The organism is Mycolicibacter sinensis, assembly GCF_001667375.1.
Lineage (GTDB): Bacteria > Actinomycetota > Actinomycetes > Mycobacteriales > Mycobacteriaceae > Mycobacterium > Mycobacterium sinense_A.
In genome coordinates this window covers 15,541-29,910 of record NZ_LZIN01000049.1, presented here as the reverse complement: position 1 = coordinate 29,910, position 14,370 = coordinate 15,541, and the positions used below count along the sequence as shown (strand labels likewise).

Below are 14,370 nucleotides of genomic sequence, written 5' to 3'. Positions count from 1 at the left end.
GTGCGACGCGCCACCAGCTCACCGATCGCCGCCAACCGGCGCGCCGAGGCCGCAGCCTCCACCCGGGACCACCCGGCAATGGCCGCCACCAGCAGGTTGTCGTCGGCATCCTCCAACGCCTCCGGCCCCGGCAACCCATTATCGAACATACGTTCGATAATACCCGAATCGGGCGACATGCGCAGCCGATCTCCGGGCGGCCCGCGCCCGAATTAGAACGTGTTTCAGAAAAGCACTTCAGCTCGCCGCCGATCCTTGTTAGCGTGCCTACGTGATCCTCGACAAATTCCGACTCGACAACTCGGTCGCCGTCGTCACCGGCGCCGGCCGGGGCCTGGGCGCGGCGATCGCGGTCGCCTTCGCCGAAGCCGGCGCCGATGTCGTCATCGCCGCGCGCACCCGATCCCAACTAGAGACCGTCGCCGAACAGATCGAAGGCGCCGGTCGTCGCGCCCACATCGTGGTCGCCGACCTGGCCCACCCCGAGGAGACGGCCAAGCTGGCCACCGAGGCGGTCGACGCCTTCGGCAGGCTCGACATCGTCGTCAACAACGTCGGCGGCACCATGCCCAACATGCTGCTGACCACCTCGGCCAAAGATCTCAAGGACGCGTTGACCTTCAACGTCGTCACCGCGCACGCCTTGACCAGCGCCGCGGTGCCGCTGATGTTGGAGCACTCCGGCGGCGGCTCGATCATCAACATCACCTCGACGATGGGGCGGCTGGCCGGGCGCGGATTCGCCGCCTACGGCACCGCCAAGGCCGCCCTGGCCCACTACACCCGGCTGGCCGCCATGGATCTGTGCCCCCGTATCCGGGTCAACGGGATCGCACCCGGGTCGATCCTGACCTCCGCGCTGGACGTGGTGGCGTCCAACGACGAGCTGCGCGCGCCGATGGAGAAGGTGACCCCGATGCGACGGCTCGGCGAACCGGACGACATCGCCGCGGCCGCAGTCTATTTGGCCTCCCCCGCCGGCAGTTACCTCACCGGCAAGGTGCTCGAAGTCGACGGGGGCATCACGTTCCCGAACCTTGATCTGCCCATCCCCGACCTGTAAAGGACACCATGGCCATTCGCGTCGCCCAGATCGGCACCGGCAACGTCGGCGTGCACGCGCTGAAAGCGCTGATCACCAACCCGGAATTCGAGCTGACCGGCGTGTGGGTCTCCTCGGACGCCAAGGCCGGCAAAGACGCCGGAGAACTCGCCGGTCTGGACACGCAGACCGGCATCGCAGCGACCACCGACCTCCAGCAGGTCCTCGACACCAAGCCGCAGTGCGTGGTCTACACCGCGCTGGCCGACAACCGGCTCGGCGAGGCGCTGGAAGACATGCGGCGCATTCTGGACGCCGGTGTCAACATCGCCGGCAGCAGCGCGGTGTTCCTGCAGTACCCATGGCAGGTGCTCCCGCCGGAGATGCTGTCCCCGTTGGAGGATGCGGCGCAAAAGGGCCGTTCAACCTTATTTGTCAATGGCATCGACCCGGGCTTCGCCAACGACCTCCTGCCGCTGGCGTTGGCCGGCACCTGCCAGAGCGTCCAGCAGATCCGCTGCATGGAGATCGTCGACTACGCCACCTATGACAGCGCCGCGGTCATGTTCGATGTCATGGGGTTCGGCAAGCCGATGGACGAGATCCCGATGCTGCTGCAGCCCGGCGTGCTGAGCCTGGCATGGGGTTCGGTGGTGCGCCAGCTCGCGGCGGGACTGGGCATCGAGCTCGACGAGGTGGTGGAGATCTACGAGCGCGAGCCGGCGCCCGAGGATTTTGAGATCTCGGCGGGTCGCATCGCCGAAGGCACCGCCGCGGCATTGCATTTCGAGGTGCGTGGCATGCTCGACGGCCAGGTTGCCGTGGTCCTCGAACACGTCACCCGGTTGCGCGACGACCTGTGCCCGGACTGGCCGCAACCGGCCCAGCCCGGCGGGTCCTACCGGGTCGAGGTGACCGGTGAACCGTCGTATGCGCTGGACCTGTGCCTGTCCAGCCCGAACGGCGACCACAATCACGCCGGGCTGGTCGCCACCGCGATGCGGGTGGTCAACGCCATTCCCGCGGTGGTGGCCGCCGAACCGGGCATCCGCACCACCCTGGATCTGCCGCTGGTCACCGGACGGGGGCTCTACGCTCGTCCTTGATGACGCGCACGGGCGAACCGGTACGGAGAAAGCCGGGCTGGTATCTGCTCGGACCTGCGTTCGTCGCGGCCATCGCCTACGTCGATCCGGGCAATGTCGCGGCCAACGTCAGCGCCGGCGCGGCGTTCGGCTACCTGCTGGTCTGGGTGATCGTCGCCGCGAACGTGATGGCCGGCCTGGTGCAGTACCTCTCGGCCAAACTGGGCCTGGTGACCGGGCTGTCACTGCCCGAGGCGGTCGGCATGACGACCCGCCGACCCACCCGAATCGGCTATTGGCTGCAGGCCGAATTAGTAGCCATGGCAACCGATCTCGCCGAAGTGGTAGGCGGCGCCATCGCGCTGAAACTGATCTTCGGCCTCCCGCTGATGCTGGGCGGGCTGATCACCGGGGCGGTGTCGATGGCCCTGCTGGTCGTCGGTGACCGGCGCGGGCCGCGGGCCTTCGAGCAGGTCGCCACCGGGCTGCTGGCGATCATCGCGATCGGCTTCCTGGCCAGCTTGGTGGTCGACCCGCCGCCGGTGACCGACGTCGCCGGGGGCCTGCTGCCGCGCTTCGACGGCACCGAGAGCGTGCTGCTGACGACCGCAATCCTGGGCGCCACCGTCATGCCGCACGCGGTGTATCTGCACTCCGGCCTGGCCCGCGACCGGCACGGACGGGCCGAACCCGGCCGAGCGCGGCGACGCCTGTTGCGGGTGACCCGGTGGGATGTCGGTCTGGCCATGCTGGTGGCCGGCGCGGTGAACCTGGCCATGCTGGTGGTGGCGGCCGCACACCTGTCCGGCCGGGACGGCACCGGCTCGATCGAGGGCGCGCACCACGCGGTGCACGACGCGCTCGGGCCGACCATCGCGCTGTTCTTCGCGATCGGCCTGTTGGCCTCCGGCCTGGCCTCGACGTCGGTGGGCGCCTACGCCGGCGCGATGATCATGCAGGGCCTGCTGCGGGTGTCGGTGCCGTTGCTGTGGCGCCGGCTGATCACGCTGATCCCGGCGCTGGCGATCCTAGCAATCGGGACCGATCCCACCCGGGCACTGGTGATCTCCCAGGTGGTGCTCTCGTTCGGCATCCCGTTCGCGCTGGTGCCACTGGTCCGGCTGACCGGTGACCGGGCGCTGATGGGCGCCGATGCCAACCGGCGGCTGACCTCGGTACTGGGCTGGACCGTCACGGTGGTGATCGGTCTGCTCAACGCGGCGCTGATCTACCTGACCGTGACCGGAACCGGCTGAGCGTCAGGAACTCAGGACGCTCTCGCGCGCCTTGGCCTTCTCCTCGTAGTGCGTGGCCCGCTCGTCGACCATCTTGAGGAACCCGTCGATCTGTTCGCGGGCCTGCTCACCCTCGGGGCCGAAGCCGTCGCGCTCGAAGACCTTCCAGAACCGCAGCACCGGTTGCACCACGTCGTCGTGGTGGATGCGCAGGTCGTAGATGCCGGCCTTGGCGATCAGCAGGGCGTTCTCGGCGAAGCCGGGCATGTTCATGCCGGGCATCGAGAAGCCGAGCACCTCGTCGCGGATGGCGCACATGGCCTCATCCGGCGCGATGTCCAGGGCCGCGTCCATCAGGTTGCGGTAGAACACCATGTGCAGGTTCTCGTCCAGAGCGACGCGGGCCAGCAGCTGGTCGGCGATCGGGCAGCCCGAGGCCTTGCCGGTGTTGCGGTGCGACACCCGGGTGGCGAGTTCCTGGAACGACACGTAGGCCAACGCCTGCAGCGGAGTCTTGTCGCCGGAGTCGTATCCGGCGATGGTGTGCTGCATCCGCATGTTTTCGAGGTTCACCGGGTCGATGCCCCGGGTGACGACGAGGTAGTCGCGCAGCGCGATGCTGTGGCGGCCCTCCTCGGCGGTCCACTGCCCGACCCAGGAACCCCAGGCGCCGTCCCGGCCGAAGCGGGTGGCGATCTCGCGGTGGTAGGACGGCAGGTTGTCCTCGGTCAGCAGGTTGACCAGCAGCGCGGCCTTGGCGACCGGGTCCAGCGGCGAGTCTTCGGGAACCCAGTCCTCGCCCCCGAGGAAGGCGAAGTCGCGCCCCTTGCTCCACGGCACATAGTCGTGGGGCAGCCACGGCTTGGCGGCCTTGAGGTGGCGGTTGAGGTTTTGCTCGACAATCGGCTCCAGCTCATGCAGCAGCGCTGTCTGGACGTTAGTCATGTTTGCTCCATCCCGTTTTCGGCATATGGGCAGTCGCTTAGTCCCCCGACCAAACCTACGGTACCGTAGGTTCTTCCCACGGTAAACACGGAGCTCGGCCACTGTCAAACGCAACCGCTAGGTCGAGGTGCGGCTTTCGGCCTGTCGTTTGAGCCCGTCGGCCTCCATATCGACATAGCGCCGGATGCGTCCGCCGGCGAGCAGCCGCGCCAGCCAGGCCATCGGACCGGTCAGCGTGAAGGCCAGCACCGCCCGGACGCCGGACTCGGTAGCGGTGAGCTTGTGGTAGCCGGTGAACCGGATCCCGGCCGCCGATGCTGTCCAGGTGAAGGACCGCTCGTCGGCCAGCTCGGTGACGGTCCAGACCATCGGCCGGCCGGTGGGTTGCCGGACGCGCGCGGTGGACCCGACGCGCAACGGGCCGGAGTCCAGGCGAGTGATCTCGCGCATCGACGCCGTCCAATCCGGCCAGTGCTCGACGTCGGTCAGGACCGCCCACACGTCGCCGGGCGGGGCGGCGATGAGATCGGTGCGGGTGTAGCGCATTGGCGCACTCCTTTCGCTCACCGGCACGCTACCCAGAATCGGCGAGTAATTGGCCGAGATGGCCCAGCGCCCGGGGGTATTCGGGTTCGGCCGGCGTGCCGTAACCCACCACGATCCCCTCCGCTTTCGGCGGCCCGTGCCAGAACGGCGCCAAACCGGTCAGGGCGATCTCTCGCTGCTGCGCGGCGGCCAGGAGGTTGTCCGCGCTGCTCGCCGAGTATGGCTTCCGCAGCCGCGACCAGGCCGGTGTCGCCTACATCGAGTTCCGGATCATCGGCACGTTCGGCGGCCGGACTGTGACGTGGCCGGCCGTCGACCGCTACGAACTCGACGAGCTCGGGCGGGTGCGGCGGCGCATTCTGTATTGCGATTCGGCGCAGCTGGTGTCGGCCGCGTTGCGGCCGCACGGACTGCTTGCGCTGTTGCGGGCCGGAGTTCGGCTGGGCGTCGCGGCAGTGCGCTCGCGGTCGACCCGCCGGTGACCGGTGCCATCGCGGTGGCCCGCCGACGCCGCCGCGTTCGTCGAGTTCGTGCAGGACACCACCAACGATTACCGGCCCGAGGTGATCTATGAGCTCTATGCCACCGACGCGCGGCTGGTGATGATCTCCGACGGTGCCCGCGAGGAATCGGTTGGCGTGCAGGCGATTCACACCGCGTGGGCGCGCTCGTGCGAGGTGTTCGAGGCGCGCCGGTTCCGGCTGTCCAAGGGATTGGCCGCCACCACCGAGGACACCATCGTCAACGAGTAGTGGGGCGGCCCGGATGGCCGGCGCGACGGTTGCGGTATCGAAGTCTGGCGGTTCGACGCGCATACGAAGGTGCGCGCCGTGCATGTCTACAGCTTCTTGAACGTGCGCTCCGCCCGACATCCGCTGCAGATCCTGCAACTGCTCCTGGGCTCACCCGGGATGGTGCTCGCATTCGGGCGTGCCTCGCTGCACCGGCACACAAGTCGCTGAGCGACAGCGGATACCGTTACGCCCATGACCGATCTGTCAGGCAAAGTCGTATTGGTGACCGGCGCTTCGTCGGGCCTGGGTGCGGCGACGGCCCAGCTGTTCGCCCGGCGCGGAGCATCGGTGTTCGGGGTGGCCCGCGACGCCGAACGGCTGGCAACGGTGTTCGCCGACGTGCCCGGCGGGCAGTACGCCCCCACCGACATCAGCACGGCGGCGGCCTGCACGGCGGCGGTTGCGCAGTGCGTCGAGCAGTTCGGCCGACTCGATGTTCTGGTCAACGTCGCCGGCGCCCACCAGATGCGCCACACCCTGGCCGTCACCGACGACGAGTGGGCTCACGACCTGGCGGTCAACCTCAACGGGCCGTTCTTCCTGTGCCGCGCGGCGCTGCCGCACCTGCTGGAAACCGCCGGCAACATCGTCAACGTCGCCTCGATCGCCGGGGTGGAAGGCCAGGCGTACTCGGCCGGCTATTGCGCGGCCAAGCACGGCCTGGTCGGGCTCACCCGCGCGATGGCCGTCGAGTTCACCGCGGAGAAGCTGCGGGTCAACGCAGTATGTCCGGGCGGGATGCTGACACCGCAGGTGACGAACTTTCAGCTGCCCGAAGGCGCCGACGTCAACCTGATCATGCGGGTGGCCTCGCCGCGCGGGATGAGCGCGCCCGAGGACGTCGCCCAGGTGATCGCCTTTCTGGCCAGCGACGCCGCGGCCGCGGTGCACGGCGCGGTGTATATGACCGACAACGGGAAGACGGCCGGGTAGCGCAGGGCTATGGAACCATCACTGGGCCCCACGGCGACACGTCCCACCCTGCCGGAGGGTTACGGGTTGCCGACTTCGACCGAGGGCTTATTGAGCTGGCCGGAAGTCGAACAGCAACTGACTGCGTCGCAGCACTATTGGTTGACGACGGTGCGCCCGGACGGCACCCCGCACTCCGTACCGCGGTGGGGCGTGTGGCTCGACGGCCGGTTCTATTACGACGGTGCGCCCACCACCCGGCACGCCCGCAACCTACAGGACAACCCGGCTTGCACCCTGACGCTGGAAAGCGGTACGCAGGTGGTGATTGTCGAGGGCGTCTCCACCGCGACGTCGGCGGACCCGGACGACCTCGGTGCCCGATTGGCGACCGCGTTTGAGAAATACCACCCGCAGTACGCTCCGGGCTCCGATGCCTGGGCGGGACCCGACGGCGGCGGGTTGCGCATGATCGCCCCCCGACGGGCCCTGGCCTGGTTCGCCTTCCCCACCGACTGCACCCGGTTCGTCTTCTCCGCTCCCGCGCCCTGACTGCGCCGGGCGCTCAGCGCAGCGGCAGGCCCGTCAACGCCCGCGCAATGACCAGCCGCTGGATCTCACTGGTGCCCTCGAAGATGGTGAAGATCTTGGCGTCGCGGTGCATCCGCTCGACCGGGTAGTCGCGGGTGTAGCCGTTGCCGCCGAGGATCTGGATCGCCTCGTCGGTGACATATACCGCGGTCTCGCTGGCGAACAGTTTGGCCATCGAGCCCTCGGCGTTGTCGAAGGCCTTGTTGTTGCGTCCCATCCAGCCGGCCCGCCAGACCATCAGCCGTGCCGCGTCGATGCGGCTTTTCATGTCGGCGAGCTTGAACGCGACGGCTTGGAACTCACCGATCTTGCGGCCGAACTGCTCACGCTGGCAGGCGTATTCGAGGGCGTATTCGTAGGCGGCTCGCGCCACCCCGACGGCCATCGCACCGACGGTCGGGCGGGTGCGTTCAAAGGTCTTCATCGCGGCTTGGCCGCCGGCAGACGCACCGGATTTGACGCGGGCGACGCGGTCTTCGAACTTCTCCCGACCGCCCAGGATCATGTCCTCGGGCAGGCGGACGTTGTCCAGCACGATCTCGGCGGTGTGCGAGGCCCGGATGCCGTGCTTCTTGAACTTCTGGCCCTGGGCCAGGCCGGCGGTACCGGGCGGGATGACGAACGTGGCCTGGCCGCGCGAGCCGAGCTCGGGATAGACCGACGCGACCACGATGTGCACATTGGCGATGCCGCCGTTGGTGGCCCAGGTCTTGGTGCCGTTGAGCACCCATTCGCGGGTGGCCTCGTCGTAGCGGGCGCGGGTCCGGATCGCGCCGACATCCGAGCCGGCGTCCGGTTCGGATGAGCAGAACGCACCGACCTTGGGGTCGTCGGCGGTGCCGAACATCTCGGGCAGCCACTGGCCCAGCTGTTCGGGAGTTCCGTTGCCGGCCAGGGCGGCTGCCGCCAAACCGGTACCCAGGATCGACAGCGCGATGCCGGCATCACCCCAGAACAGCTCCTCGAACACCGTCAGCATGCCGATCCCGCTCGGTTCGGCGGCCTGGGTGGCGAACAGCTCGGGTGAGTACAGGCCGACTTTGGCCGCCTCGGCGATGACCGGCCACGGCGTCTCTTCGCGTTCGTCCCATTCGGCGGCGGCCGGGCGGACGACCTCGGCGGCGAACTGATGCACCCAGTCGCGCACCTCGATCACGTCATCGCTGAGCTCTATCGAGAACGACATGGTTTCTCCTGGGAATCGGTGGTCGGCGGCCATTGCACACAGCCGGTTCGATTGTGGCACCACCTCCCCACCGCGGCGGCGCCGGTGTAGCGTTCCGATAGGCGATGAGGCTCGCCTTAACCGCCGAATCCGGCTAATAGCTTCTAACCCGATTCATTCGTGGTGGAAGGCGGCGCCGGATGGATTTCGGTGCGTTGCCCCCGGGATGCGCTTTCCAGCGAATTGACCACCAGCCGCCGGCTGATTCAGGGCCAGATGGCTTGGGCGGCAAGGTTTCCGGCGTAGTAGGCGCCCAGCCCGCAGATCAGCGTGAGCACCAGGTTGGCCACCGCGTAGAGCCGGGCGCCGGCGCCGGCCAGCTGCAGCGTCTCGTAGGAGAAGGTCGAATAGGTGGTCAGTGCCCCGCACAAGCCGGTGCCGACCAGCAGGTGTATTCGCTCGTCGCCGGCACTCACCGCGCCGGTGAGCGCCCCCAGGATCAGGCTGCCCAGCACGTTGGCGGCCAACGTCCCCCACGCAAGCGTGGTGTTGTGCCGGGCCTGGACGAATCGATCGGTCAGGTACCGCAGTGGCGCCCCCGCCGCGGCGCCGGCGATCACCAGCAACCAGTTCACGAGCCGTCGGCGGTTCGACCGACGTGCCGGACGACCTCGACCTCGTCGAGGAGAATCAATCCCTCGGTGACCAATTCGTCCAGTTCCGACAGGAAGGCGCGGACCCGCTCGGCGGTGTCGACGATGATGACCGAGACCGGGAGGTCCTCCGACAATGACAGCAGCCGGGTGGTGTGGATGGCCGAGGACGCCCCGTAGCCCTCGATGCCGCGGAACACCGTGGCACCGGCCAGACCGGCGCGGCGCGCCCGGTGCACGATCTCACTGAAAAGCGGCTTGCGATGCCAGGTGTCGCTTTCTCCGACGAACACCGTCAGCCGCAGGGCTGGTCCGGTCAGCTGGGTCATGATGTCCTCCTGACGATCAGGCGTCGGATGAGGGCCGCGGCGGTCCAGGTGGTGACCAGCACCAGCACCGGCGTGGTGAGTAGATAGAGCACCGCTGTGGCCAGTTGACCGGCGGCAGCAAGGGTGTCGACGTCGCCGGCGAACGTGGAGAACGTCGTGTAGCCGCCCAGCACGCCGGTGCCCAGCAGCGGGCGCAACAGCCGGTGGCCGACCCACAGTTCGGTGATCGCCACCATCAACGCCCCCATCAGCGCACAGCCGCTGACGTTGACAACCATGGTGGCCCAAGGGAAACCGCCGGACGGGGTGGGCCAGGCCAGTTCGATGCCGTAGCGAGCGCATGCCCCGATGGCGCCGCCGAGCGCGACGGCCGAGACCACGGGCGCCTGCTCGCGCACCGCATGGGTCCGCCGGCGCCGAACGAACAGCTCAGGGCCGGCGGTCAGATCGGATGCGGGTGTCGGCATCGCGCAGAAAGTCTAGGCCGAACCCGCGTCCTCCGCGGCCTCGCGCTTGATCTGCTCGAATTGCGCCCCCATGGCCTCGGCCAGGGCGGTTGCCGCCGACAGCGGCCGCACCATCACCATCAGGTCGTCGATCTTGCCGTCCGCGTCGAGATGCAGGAAGTCGCATCCGGTGAGCCGCTTACCGGCCACCGTGGCCTCGAAGACCAGGGCATGGTCTTGCCCGCCGGGATCGGCGATCTCGCGGACGTAGCGGAAGTCCTCGAAGACCCGCATCACGGCGCGCAAGATCGCCGCGGTGATCGGCTTACCCGGATAAGGCGTGAAGGCGACCGGGCTGGTGAACACGACATCGTCGGATAGCAGCGCCTCGATGGCCGCGGCGTCGCGGGCCTCGACGGCCTGCCGGAAAGGGTGCATACGAGGCCTCCGGTGGGTTTTATACGGTGGCAAACACCCTAGCCGCGTCGACATCCGGTGCTACCGCTTCCCGGGCTGGTCGCAGCGTTTCAACAATTGCCGTCGGCGGTTCTGTATCGCCCTCCGGTGCGTCCGGGCGGGGCTTCCCGGCGGGCAGCAGGTGCGGCGCGACCGCGATCGCCAGCACCGCCGCGCCGGTCGATCCCAGGGCCTGTGCCCAGCCCAACGGGCCCACCGGAGCACAGCCGAGCAGCTGGCTGACACCGGGGATGCTGATCGCCCCAGCGAACGCCGCGAACGAACCCGCGGCGGTGAGCCACACCAATGGGGCGTGCGAATCGACCAGCGTCTGCGCCAGTTCGGTGGAGACCAGCGTGATCAGCGCGACGGTCGCGGCGCGCTGCCGGCGTCCGGTTACCGAGGCCATCGCCCAGGCCGCACTGGCCGCGGCACCGGTGATCGCCCCCCGGACGGCGACGGCACGCATCAGCTTGCGTTCGTCGATGCCGTGCACCACACGGCCCGCCGGGCCGGCCGGAGTGCTCACCGCAACGGCGGTCGCCGGCAGCGCGTCGGTCAGCATGTTCATCAGCAGCAGCTGCCGGTTGTTCAGCGGCGAGGTGCCGGCCAGGGCGGTGCCCACCACACCGAAAATCACCTCACCGACGTTGCCGCCGAGCAGGCCGGTAACCGCCAGCTGCACGCCCCGCCACAACCGGCGACCCTCGTCGATGGCGTCCACCAGCGCACCGATGCGGCCGTCGGTCAACACGATGTCGGCGGTGGCGTGCGCCGAGTCGCTACCGCGGGCGACGACGCCGAGTCCCACGCTGGCGGCCCGGATCGCCGCCGCGTCGTTGGCGCCGTCGCCGACCATGGCGCAGACCCGCCCACTGCGTTCGAGGGTCTGCACGACCTGCACCTTGTTCTCCGGGGACATCCGGGCGAAGATCACCCGGTCGGCCACCGCGCGTTCCTGCTCCTTGCGCGACAACGCATTCCATTCTGATCCGGTGATGACCTGATCGGCGGCGACCGGCATTCGCAGTTCCGCGGCGATCGCGGTGGCGGTGACAGGGTGATCACCGGTGATCAGTCGAATACTCATGCCGCGCCCGGCCAGCTCGGCGAGCAGTTGCGGCGCCCCGGCGCGCGGGGTGTCGGAGATGCCCAGAAACCCGGTCAGGGTCAACCCGCTCCGGCACAGTTCGGTGAGGGCGTCGGGATCGTCGCGCAAGGCCCGCAGCTGTGCGGCGGTGAGCCGGCGCCGGGCCACCGCGAGCACCCGCAGCCCACCGGCGGCCAGTACGGCGACCGGGTCGCCGGCATCCGGGCCAAGACCCGTGCAGGCGGCCAGCACCACCTCCGGGGCGCCCTTGACCACCAGTTCTGCGCCCGACACCGACGCCGAGAAGGCCCGGCCGGACCGGAACGGCAGGTGCGCGTCCGGGAGGGACCACCGTGGGCCGGCGAGGCCGGCGGCCGCTTCGATGACGGCCTGATCGGTGGCGTGGGCGTGCTGGGCGCCCTCGGCGGCCGGTGCGGCGTTGGCCGCCCAACGCAGCACGTCGTCGCGCGCGTGCCCCGACACCGGGTGCACCGCGGTGACCCGAAGCCGGTTCTCGCTCAGCGTCCCGGTCTTGTCGAAGCAGACCACCTCGACGCGACCGAGTGCCTCCACCGAGCGCGGAATGCGCACCAGCGCACCGGTACCCGTCAGGCGTTGCGCCGACGCGTGCTGGGCCAGGGTCGCCATCAACGGCATCCCCTCGGGCACCGCGGCGACGGCGACCGCGATCGCGTTGCCCAGTGCCAGGCGAAGGCCGCCGCCGCGCAGCATTCCCAGCACCCCCACCATCAGCCCGCCGGCCGCACTGGCGGGGAAGGCGCGGCTCATGAGCCGGCTGAGCTGGTGCTGCAGGCCCACCACGGGAAGCTCGCCGGAGGCCAGTTCGGCGGCGCGGCACGCCTGGGTGTCGGCGCCGACGGCGGTGACCACGGCGAGCGCGGTGCCCGCGATGACCGTCGTACCCGCGTAGAGCATGCACCGCCGATCGGCGAGTTCGGCGCCCGGTGTCGCCGCGGTCTGCTTGTCCACCGACAGCGACTCACCGGTGAGGGAGGATTCGTCGACCTCGAGGTCGGTGGCCTCGATCAGGCGGGCGTCGGCGGGCACGACCTCGTTGCTGCGGACCTCGATCAGGGTGCCGGGCAGCAACCGGTCCGCGTCGATCTCACCGTAGGTCTTGGTCTCGTCGAGGGTGACGGTGCGGGCGGGCGGGGTCTGTTGCGCCAGAAGCTTGTTCAGCCGGTTCTCGGCCTGCAGCTGTTGGGCGGCGGCGAGCATGCAGTTGCCGATCAGCACCGTGCTGACCATCAGGGCGTCGACCGGTGAGCCGAGCATGGCGGTGGCCGCCGAGGACAGGGCCAGCACCGGCATCAGCGGATCCGACAGCTCGGCACGCACCGCCTTGACGAATTGCCAAGCCAGGTGGGGCGGCTGCGCGGCGAGTTCGTCACCGGCCCCGGCGAGCTGGGGAGCCGGCAGGATGTCGCGGACCTCGTCGATCGACATCGCATGCCACTCATGGGTTTGCGCGGGTCGAGGAGCGGGCGTGCGGGCCACGCCGCGGGCCAACAGGTATCCCGAAACCAGTCCGGCGGCCGCCCCCGCGGTGACCGGCCCCGGGCCTCTTCCGCCCCGGACTCCGGGGACCATGAGCACCGCACCGAGCGCGGTAGCGCCGTTGGACAACGAGATGCCGCGCTGGGTGGCCGCACGCGCCGCCGGCAGCGCATGCAGCACCCGCCACGCGCCGGCCAGATCCGCCACCAGCAGATCGGCGGCGAACGGCGGTGCGGCGGCGCTGGAATCGGGCAGGATGCCCACGCCGACATCGGCCGAGGCGAGGGCTTGCGCGCCGCCCGAGGACAGCACCGCAACGGTGCGGCCGGCCTGCTGCAGGCCGGCCAATGCCGCGGCGAGTGCCTCGTCGAACCCCCCGTCGCCGACCGGCTCCACGTCGTCGAACGCCGGCCGCAGCTCGCCCAGGTCGGGAATGTCGAGCGTGATCAGCTCCGCCCCGGATGCCCGCGCCTCGGCGAGCAGGGCCGTCGCCAGCGGGTGGCGCACGGTGCCGCTGCAGAGCAGCCGGGGATCGATGAGCACGGCGTCGACCTGGTCGAGCCGACGCAGGCCGTCCGGGCGCAACGGCAGCGCCGCGTGCTGTTCGACCAACGCCCGGCTCAGGGTCGCCGCGAACGATTCGGTGGTGGTGCGCAGCGCTTTTGGGCCGGCGACCACCGCCGCCGTCGCGGCCACGTTGAAGCTGCGGGAGAAAACGCCCGCCAGGCCGGCGCCGACCAGCTGCACGATCGCCATCCGGTTGCCGTGGCGGTCGGCGGTCCCCTCCGGCAGCGGAACCGGGCGCGACGGCAGATGGACCTCGGCCTGCGCGGCGTGCTCGGCCAGATACGGCTCGTGGCGGCTCCAGGCCTGCGCCCCGGCGTGGCATTCGGCGGCTTTGATGCCCTGCAGCGCCAGATCCACTGCCAGCGTGGCCGGCGACAGGGTGGCGATCCGCGAGCCCACCGAGATCAATGACAGCACCGTGCCGGCCGGCCCCGCGCCGATCCGCTCGGCAAGGTTGCGGCGCAGCCACGGTTGATAGTTCGCCAGCGCAGCTGCGGCGTCGACGGCGACCGGTGCCTGCGGTAGCCGCAGCGCCCAGCCGGCCAGCGCGATCGCCAGCCCGGCGGCGTTGACGCCGACCATCACCCCCCGGGCGGCCAGCAGCAGCCCGTCGCCGGGCAAGGCGTGTGGTGGGGAGGCAGCCGGGGGCGCAGCACCGCGATGGGTGCGTTCGGCGTCGTCGATCAGGCGGCACAGGTCGTTGAGCGAAAGCGTGTCGCCTTCGAGTTCCACTCCCAAGTCCACCACCACCCGCGACAACGGGAGGTTCAGCCGTGCCGACACCACGCCCGGCTGGGCGCCGAGCGCGGCGATCACCTCGCGCCCGAGTTCTGCCCCGCCGGCGCCGGCCAGCCCGCGCACCTCGATCCATGCGCGGTCCGGGCCCCGCCAGCAGCGTCGGGTCAGCGTCGCCGTCTCGCCGGACAACAGCCGGCCGGCTTCGCGGACCGTCGCGTCCACGAGGACGGAAGTCGCCTGAAGTCCCAGGGCGACCGG

At 69.8% G+C, this 14,370-nt stretch carries 16 protein-coding genes and 1 riboswitch; of the genes, 8 read left to right on the top strand and 8 right to left on the bottom strand.

Annotated features, from left to right (window positions below):
* Positions 1-271 precede the first annotated feature (271 nt).
* Genes A5771_RS09880 through A5771_RS09870 form a run of 3 tightly spaced genes read left to right on the top strand, consistent with a single transcriptional unit; the run spans position 272 to position 3,383 of the window.
* Positions 272-1,063 (top strand): SDR family oxidoreductase, encoded by a 792-nt coding sequence (locus tag A5771_RS09880; RefSeq protein WP_064855040.1) that lies wholly within the window; start codon positions 272-274, stop codon positions 1,061-1,063.
* Between the two features lie 8 nt (positions 1,064-1,071).
* A complete protein-coding gene (locus tag A5771_RS09875) occupies positions 1,072-2,148 on the top strand; it encodes an NAD(P)H-dependent amine dehydrogenase family protein (protein WP_064855039.1) in 1,077 nt (358 codons plus the stop codon).
* Positions 2,148-3,383: an Nramp family divalent metal transporter gene (locus A5771_RS09870; RefSeq protein ID WP_064855038.1), complete on the top strand. Its 1,236-nt coding sequence runs from the start codon at positions 2,148-2,150 to the stop codon at positions 3,381-3,383. Before A5771_RS09875 ends, A5771_RS09870 begins: the two co-directional genes overlap by 1 nt.
* Positions 3,384-3,386: 3 nt before the next feature.
* On the opposite strand, the gene A5771_RS09865 is transcribed toward A5771_RS09870, so the two are convergent.
* Both A5771_RS09865 and A5771_RS09860 read right to left on the bottom strand, forming a co-directional pair.
* The gene (locus tag A5771_RS09865; RefSeq protein WP_064855037.1) at positions 3,387-4,307 is read right to left on the bottom strand and encodes an acyl-ACP desaturase; all 921 of its coding nucleotides are present in this window, start codon (positions 4,305-4,307) and stop codon (positions 3,387-3,389) included.
* Positions 4,308-4,424: 117 nt separating this feature from the next.
* Complete coding sequence (locus tag A5771_RS09860; protein WP_064855036.1) at positions 4,425-4,853, bottom strand: SRPBCC family protein; 429 nt, start codon at positions 4,851-4,853, stop codon at positions 4,425-4,427.
* A 197-nt stretch (positions 4,854-5,050) separates the two neighbouring features.
* On the opposite strand from A5771_RS09860, the gene A5771_RS09855 reads away from it, so the two are divergent.
* The 5 genes from A5771_RS09855 (at position 5,051) to A5771_RS09840 (ending at position 7,111) form a co-directional block, all read left to right on the top strand.
* Positions 5,051-5,335, top strand: coding sequence for a hypothetical protein (locus A5771_RS09855; RefSeq protein WP_064855035.1), 285 nt, complete (start codon positions 5,051-5,053; stop codon positions 5,333-5,335).
* Positions 5,336-5,338: 3 nt separating this feature from the next.
* Positions 5,339-5,605: a hypothetical protein gene (locus tag A5771_RS09850; RefSeq protein WP_064855034.1), complete on the top strand. Its 267-nt coding sequence runs from the start codon at positions 5,339-5,341 to the stop codon at positions 5,603-5,605.
* A gap of 78 nt (positions 5,606-5,683) precedes the next feature.
* The gene (locus A5771_RS24310; RefSeq protein WP_267887466.1) at positions 5,684-5,815 is read left to right on the top strand and encodes a hypothetical protein; all 132 of its coding nucleotides are present in this window, start codon (positions 5,684-5,686) and stop codon (positions 5,813-5,815) included.
* A gap of 24 nt (positions 5,816-5,839) precedes the next feature.
* Entirely contained in the window at positions 5,840-6,580 is a 741-nt protein-coding gene (locus A5771_RS09845) for an SDR family NAD(P)-dependent oxidoreductase (protein WP_064855033.1), read from the top strand.
* A gap of 9 nt (positions 6,581-6,589) precedes the next feature.
* Positions 6,590-7,111: a pyridoxamine 5'-phosphate oxidase family protein gene (locus A5771_RS09840; protein ID WP_064855032.1), complete on the top strand. Its 522-nt coding sequence runs from the start codon at positions 6,590-6,592 to the stop codon at positions 7,109-7,111.
* A gap of 13 nt (positions 7,112-7,124) precedes the next feature.
* Here the strand turns inward: A5771_RS09840 and A5771_RS09835 are convergent, their stop codons facing one another.
* The 6 genes from A5771_RS09835 to A5771_RS09810 all read right to left on the bottom strand — a co-directional run bounded on the left by A5771_RS09835 (position 7,125) and on the right by A5771_RS09810 (position 14,334).
* Positions 7,125-8,336, bottom strand: coding sequence for an acyl-CoA dehydrogenase family protein (locus A5771_RS09835; RefSeq protein ID WP_064855044.1), 1,212 nt, complete (start codon positions 8,334-8,336; stop codon positions 7,125-7,127).
* Positions 8,337-8,427: 91 nt separating this feature from the next.
* Positions 8,428-8,489, top strand: a riboswitch (Fluoride riboswitch).
* Between the two features lie 92 nt (positions 8,490-8,581).
* Positions 8,582-8,950, bottom strand: coding sequence for a fluoride efflux transporter FluC (locus tag A5771_RS09830; RefSeq protein WP_064855031.1), 369 nt, complete (start codon positions 8,948-8,950; stop codon positions 8,582-8,584).
* Complete coding sequence (locus tag A5771_RS09825; RefSeq protein ID WP_064855030.1) at positions 8,947-9,297, bottom strand: DUF190 domain-containing protein; 351 nt, start codon at positions 9,295-9,297, stop codon at positions 8,947-8,949. Before A5771_RS09825 ends, A5771_RS09830 begins: the two co-directional genes overlap by 4 nt.
* Positions 9,294-9,764: a fluoride efflux transporter FluC gene (locus tag A5771_RS09820; RefSeq protein ID WP_064855029.1), complete on the bottom strand. Its 471-nt coding sequence runs from the start codon at positions 9,762-9,764 to the stop codon at positions 9,294-9,296. Before A5771_RS09820 ends, A5771_RS09825 begins: the two co-directional genes overlap by 4 nt.
* 12 nt (positions 9,765-9,776) lie before the next feature.
* Positions 9,777-10,181 (bottom strand): nuclear transport factor 2 family protein, encoded by a 405-nt coding sequence (locus A5771_RS09815; RefSeq protein ID WP_064855028.1) that lies wholly within the window; start codon positions 10,179-10,181, stop codon positions 9,777-9,779.
* A 19-nt stretch (positions 10,182-10,200) separates the two neighbouring features.
* On the bottom strand, positions 10,201-14,334 hold the full coding sequence (locus A5771_RS09810; protein WP_428844399.1) for an HAD-IC family P-type ATPase: 4,134 nt from the start codon (positions 14,332-14,334) through the stop codon (positions 10,201-10,203).
* Between the last annotated feature and the right edge of the window lie 36 nt (positions 14,335-14,370).

What these genes read in the sequence shown, in the direction of transcription:
- A5771_RS09835 (WP_064855044.1), bottom strand. Translation starts at nt 8,336, where the DNA reads ATGTCGTTCTCGATAGAGCTCAGCGATGACGTGATCGAGGTGCGCGAC.
- A5771_RS09825 (WP_064855030.1), bottom strand. Translation starts at nt 9,297, where the DNA reads ATGACCCAGCTGACCGGACCAGCCCTGCGGCTGACGGTGTTCGTCGGA.
- A5771_RS09860 (WP_064855036.1), bottom strand. Translation starts at nt 4,853, where the DNA reads ATGCGCTACACCCGCACCGATCTCATCGCCGCCCCGCCCGGCGACGTG.
- A5771_RS09870 (WP_064855038.1), top strand. Translation starts at nt 2,148, where the DNA reads ATGACGCGCACGGGCGAACCGGTACGGAGAAAGCCGGGCTGGTATCTG.
- A5771_RS09845 (WP_064855033.1), top strand. Translation starts at nt 5,840, where the DNA reads ATGACCGATCTGTCAGGCAAAGTCGTATTGGTGACCGGCGCTTCGTCG.
- A5771_RS09815 (WP_064855028.1), bottom strand. Translation starts at nt 10,181, where the DNA reads ATGCACCCTTTCCGGCAGGCCGTCGAGGCCCGCGACGCCGCGGCCATC.
- A5771_RS09840 (WP_064855032.1), top strand. Translation starts at nt 6,590, where the DNA reads ATGGAACCATCACTGGGCCCCACGGCGACACGTCCCACCCTGCCGGAG.
- A5771_RS09865 (WP_064855037.1), bottom strand. Translation starts at nt 4,307, where the DNA reads ATGACTAACGTCCAGACAGCGCTGCTGCATGAGCTGGAGCCGATTGTC.
- A5771_RS09820 (WP_064855029.1), bottom strand. Translation starts at nt 9,764, where the DNA reads ATGCCGACACCCGCATCCGATCTGACCGCCGGCCCTGAGCTGTTCGTT.
- A5771_RS09875 (WP_064855039.1), top strand. Translation starts at nt 1,072, where the DNA reads ATGGCCATTCGCGTCGCCCAGATCGGCACCGGCAACGTCGGCGTGCAC.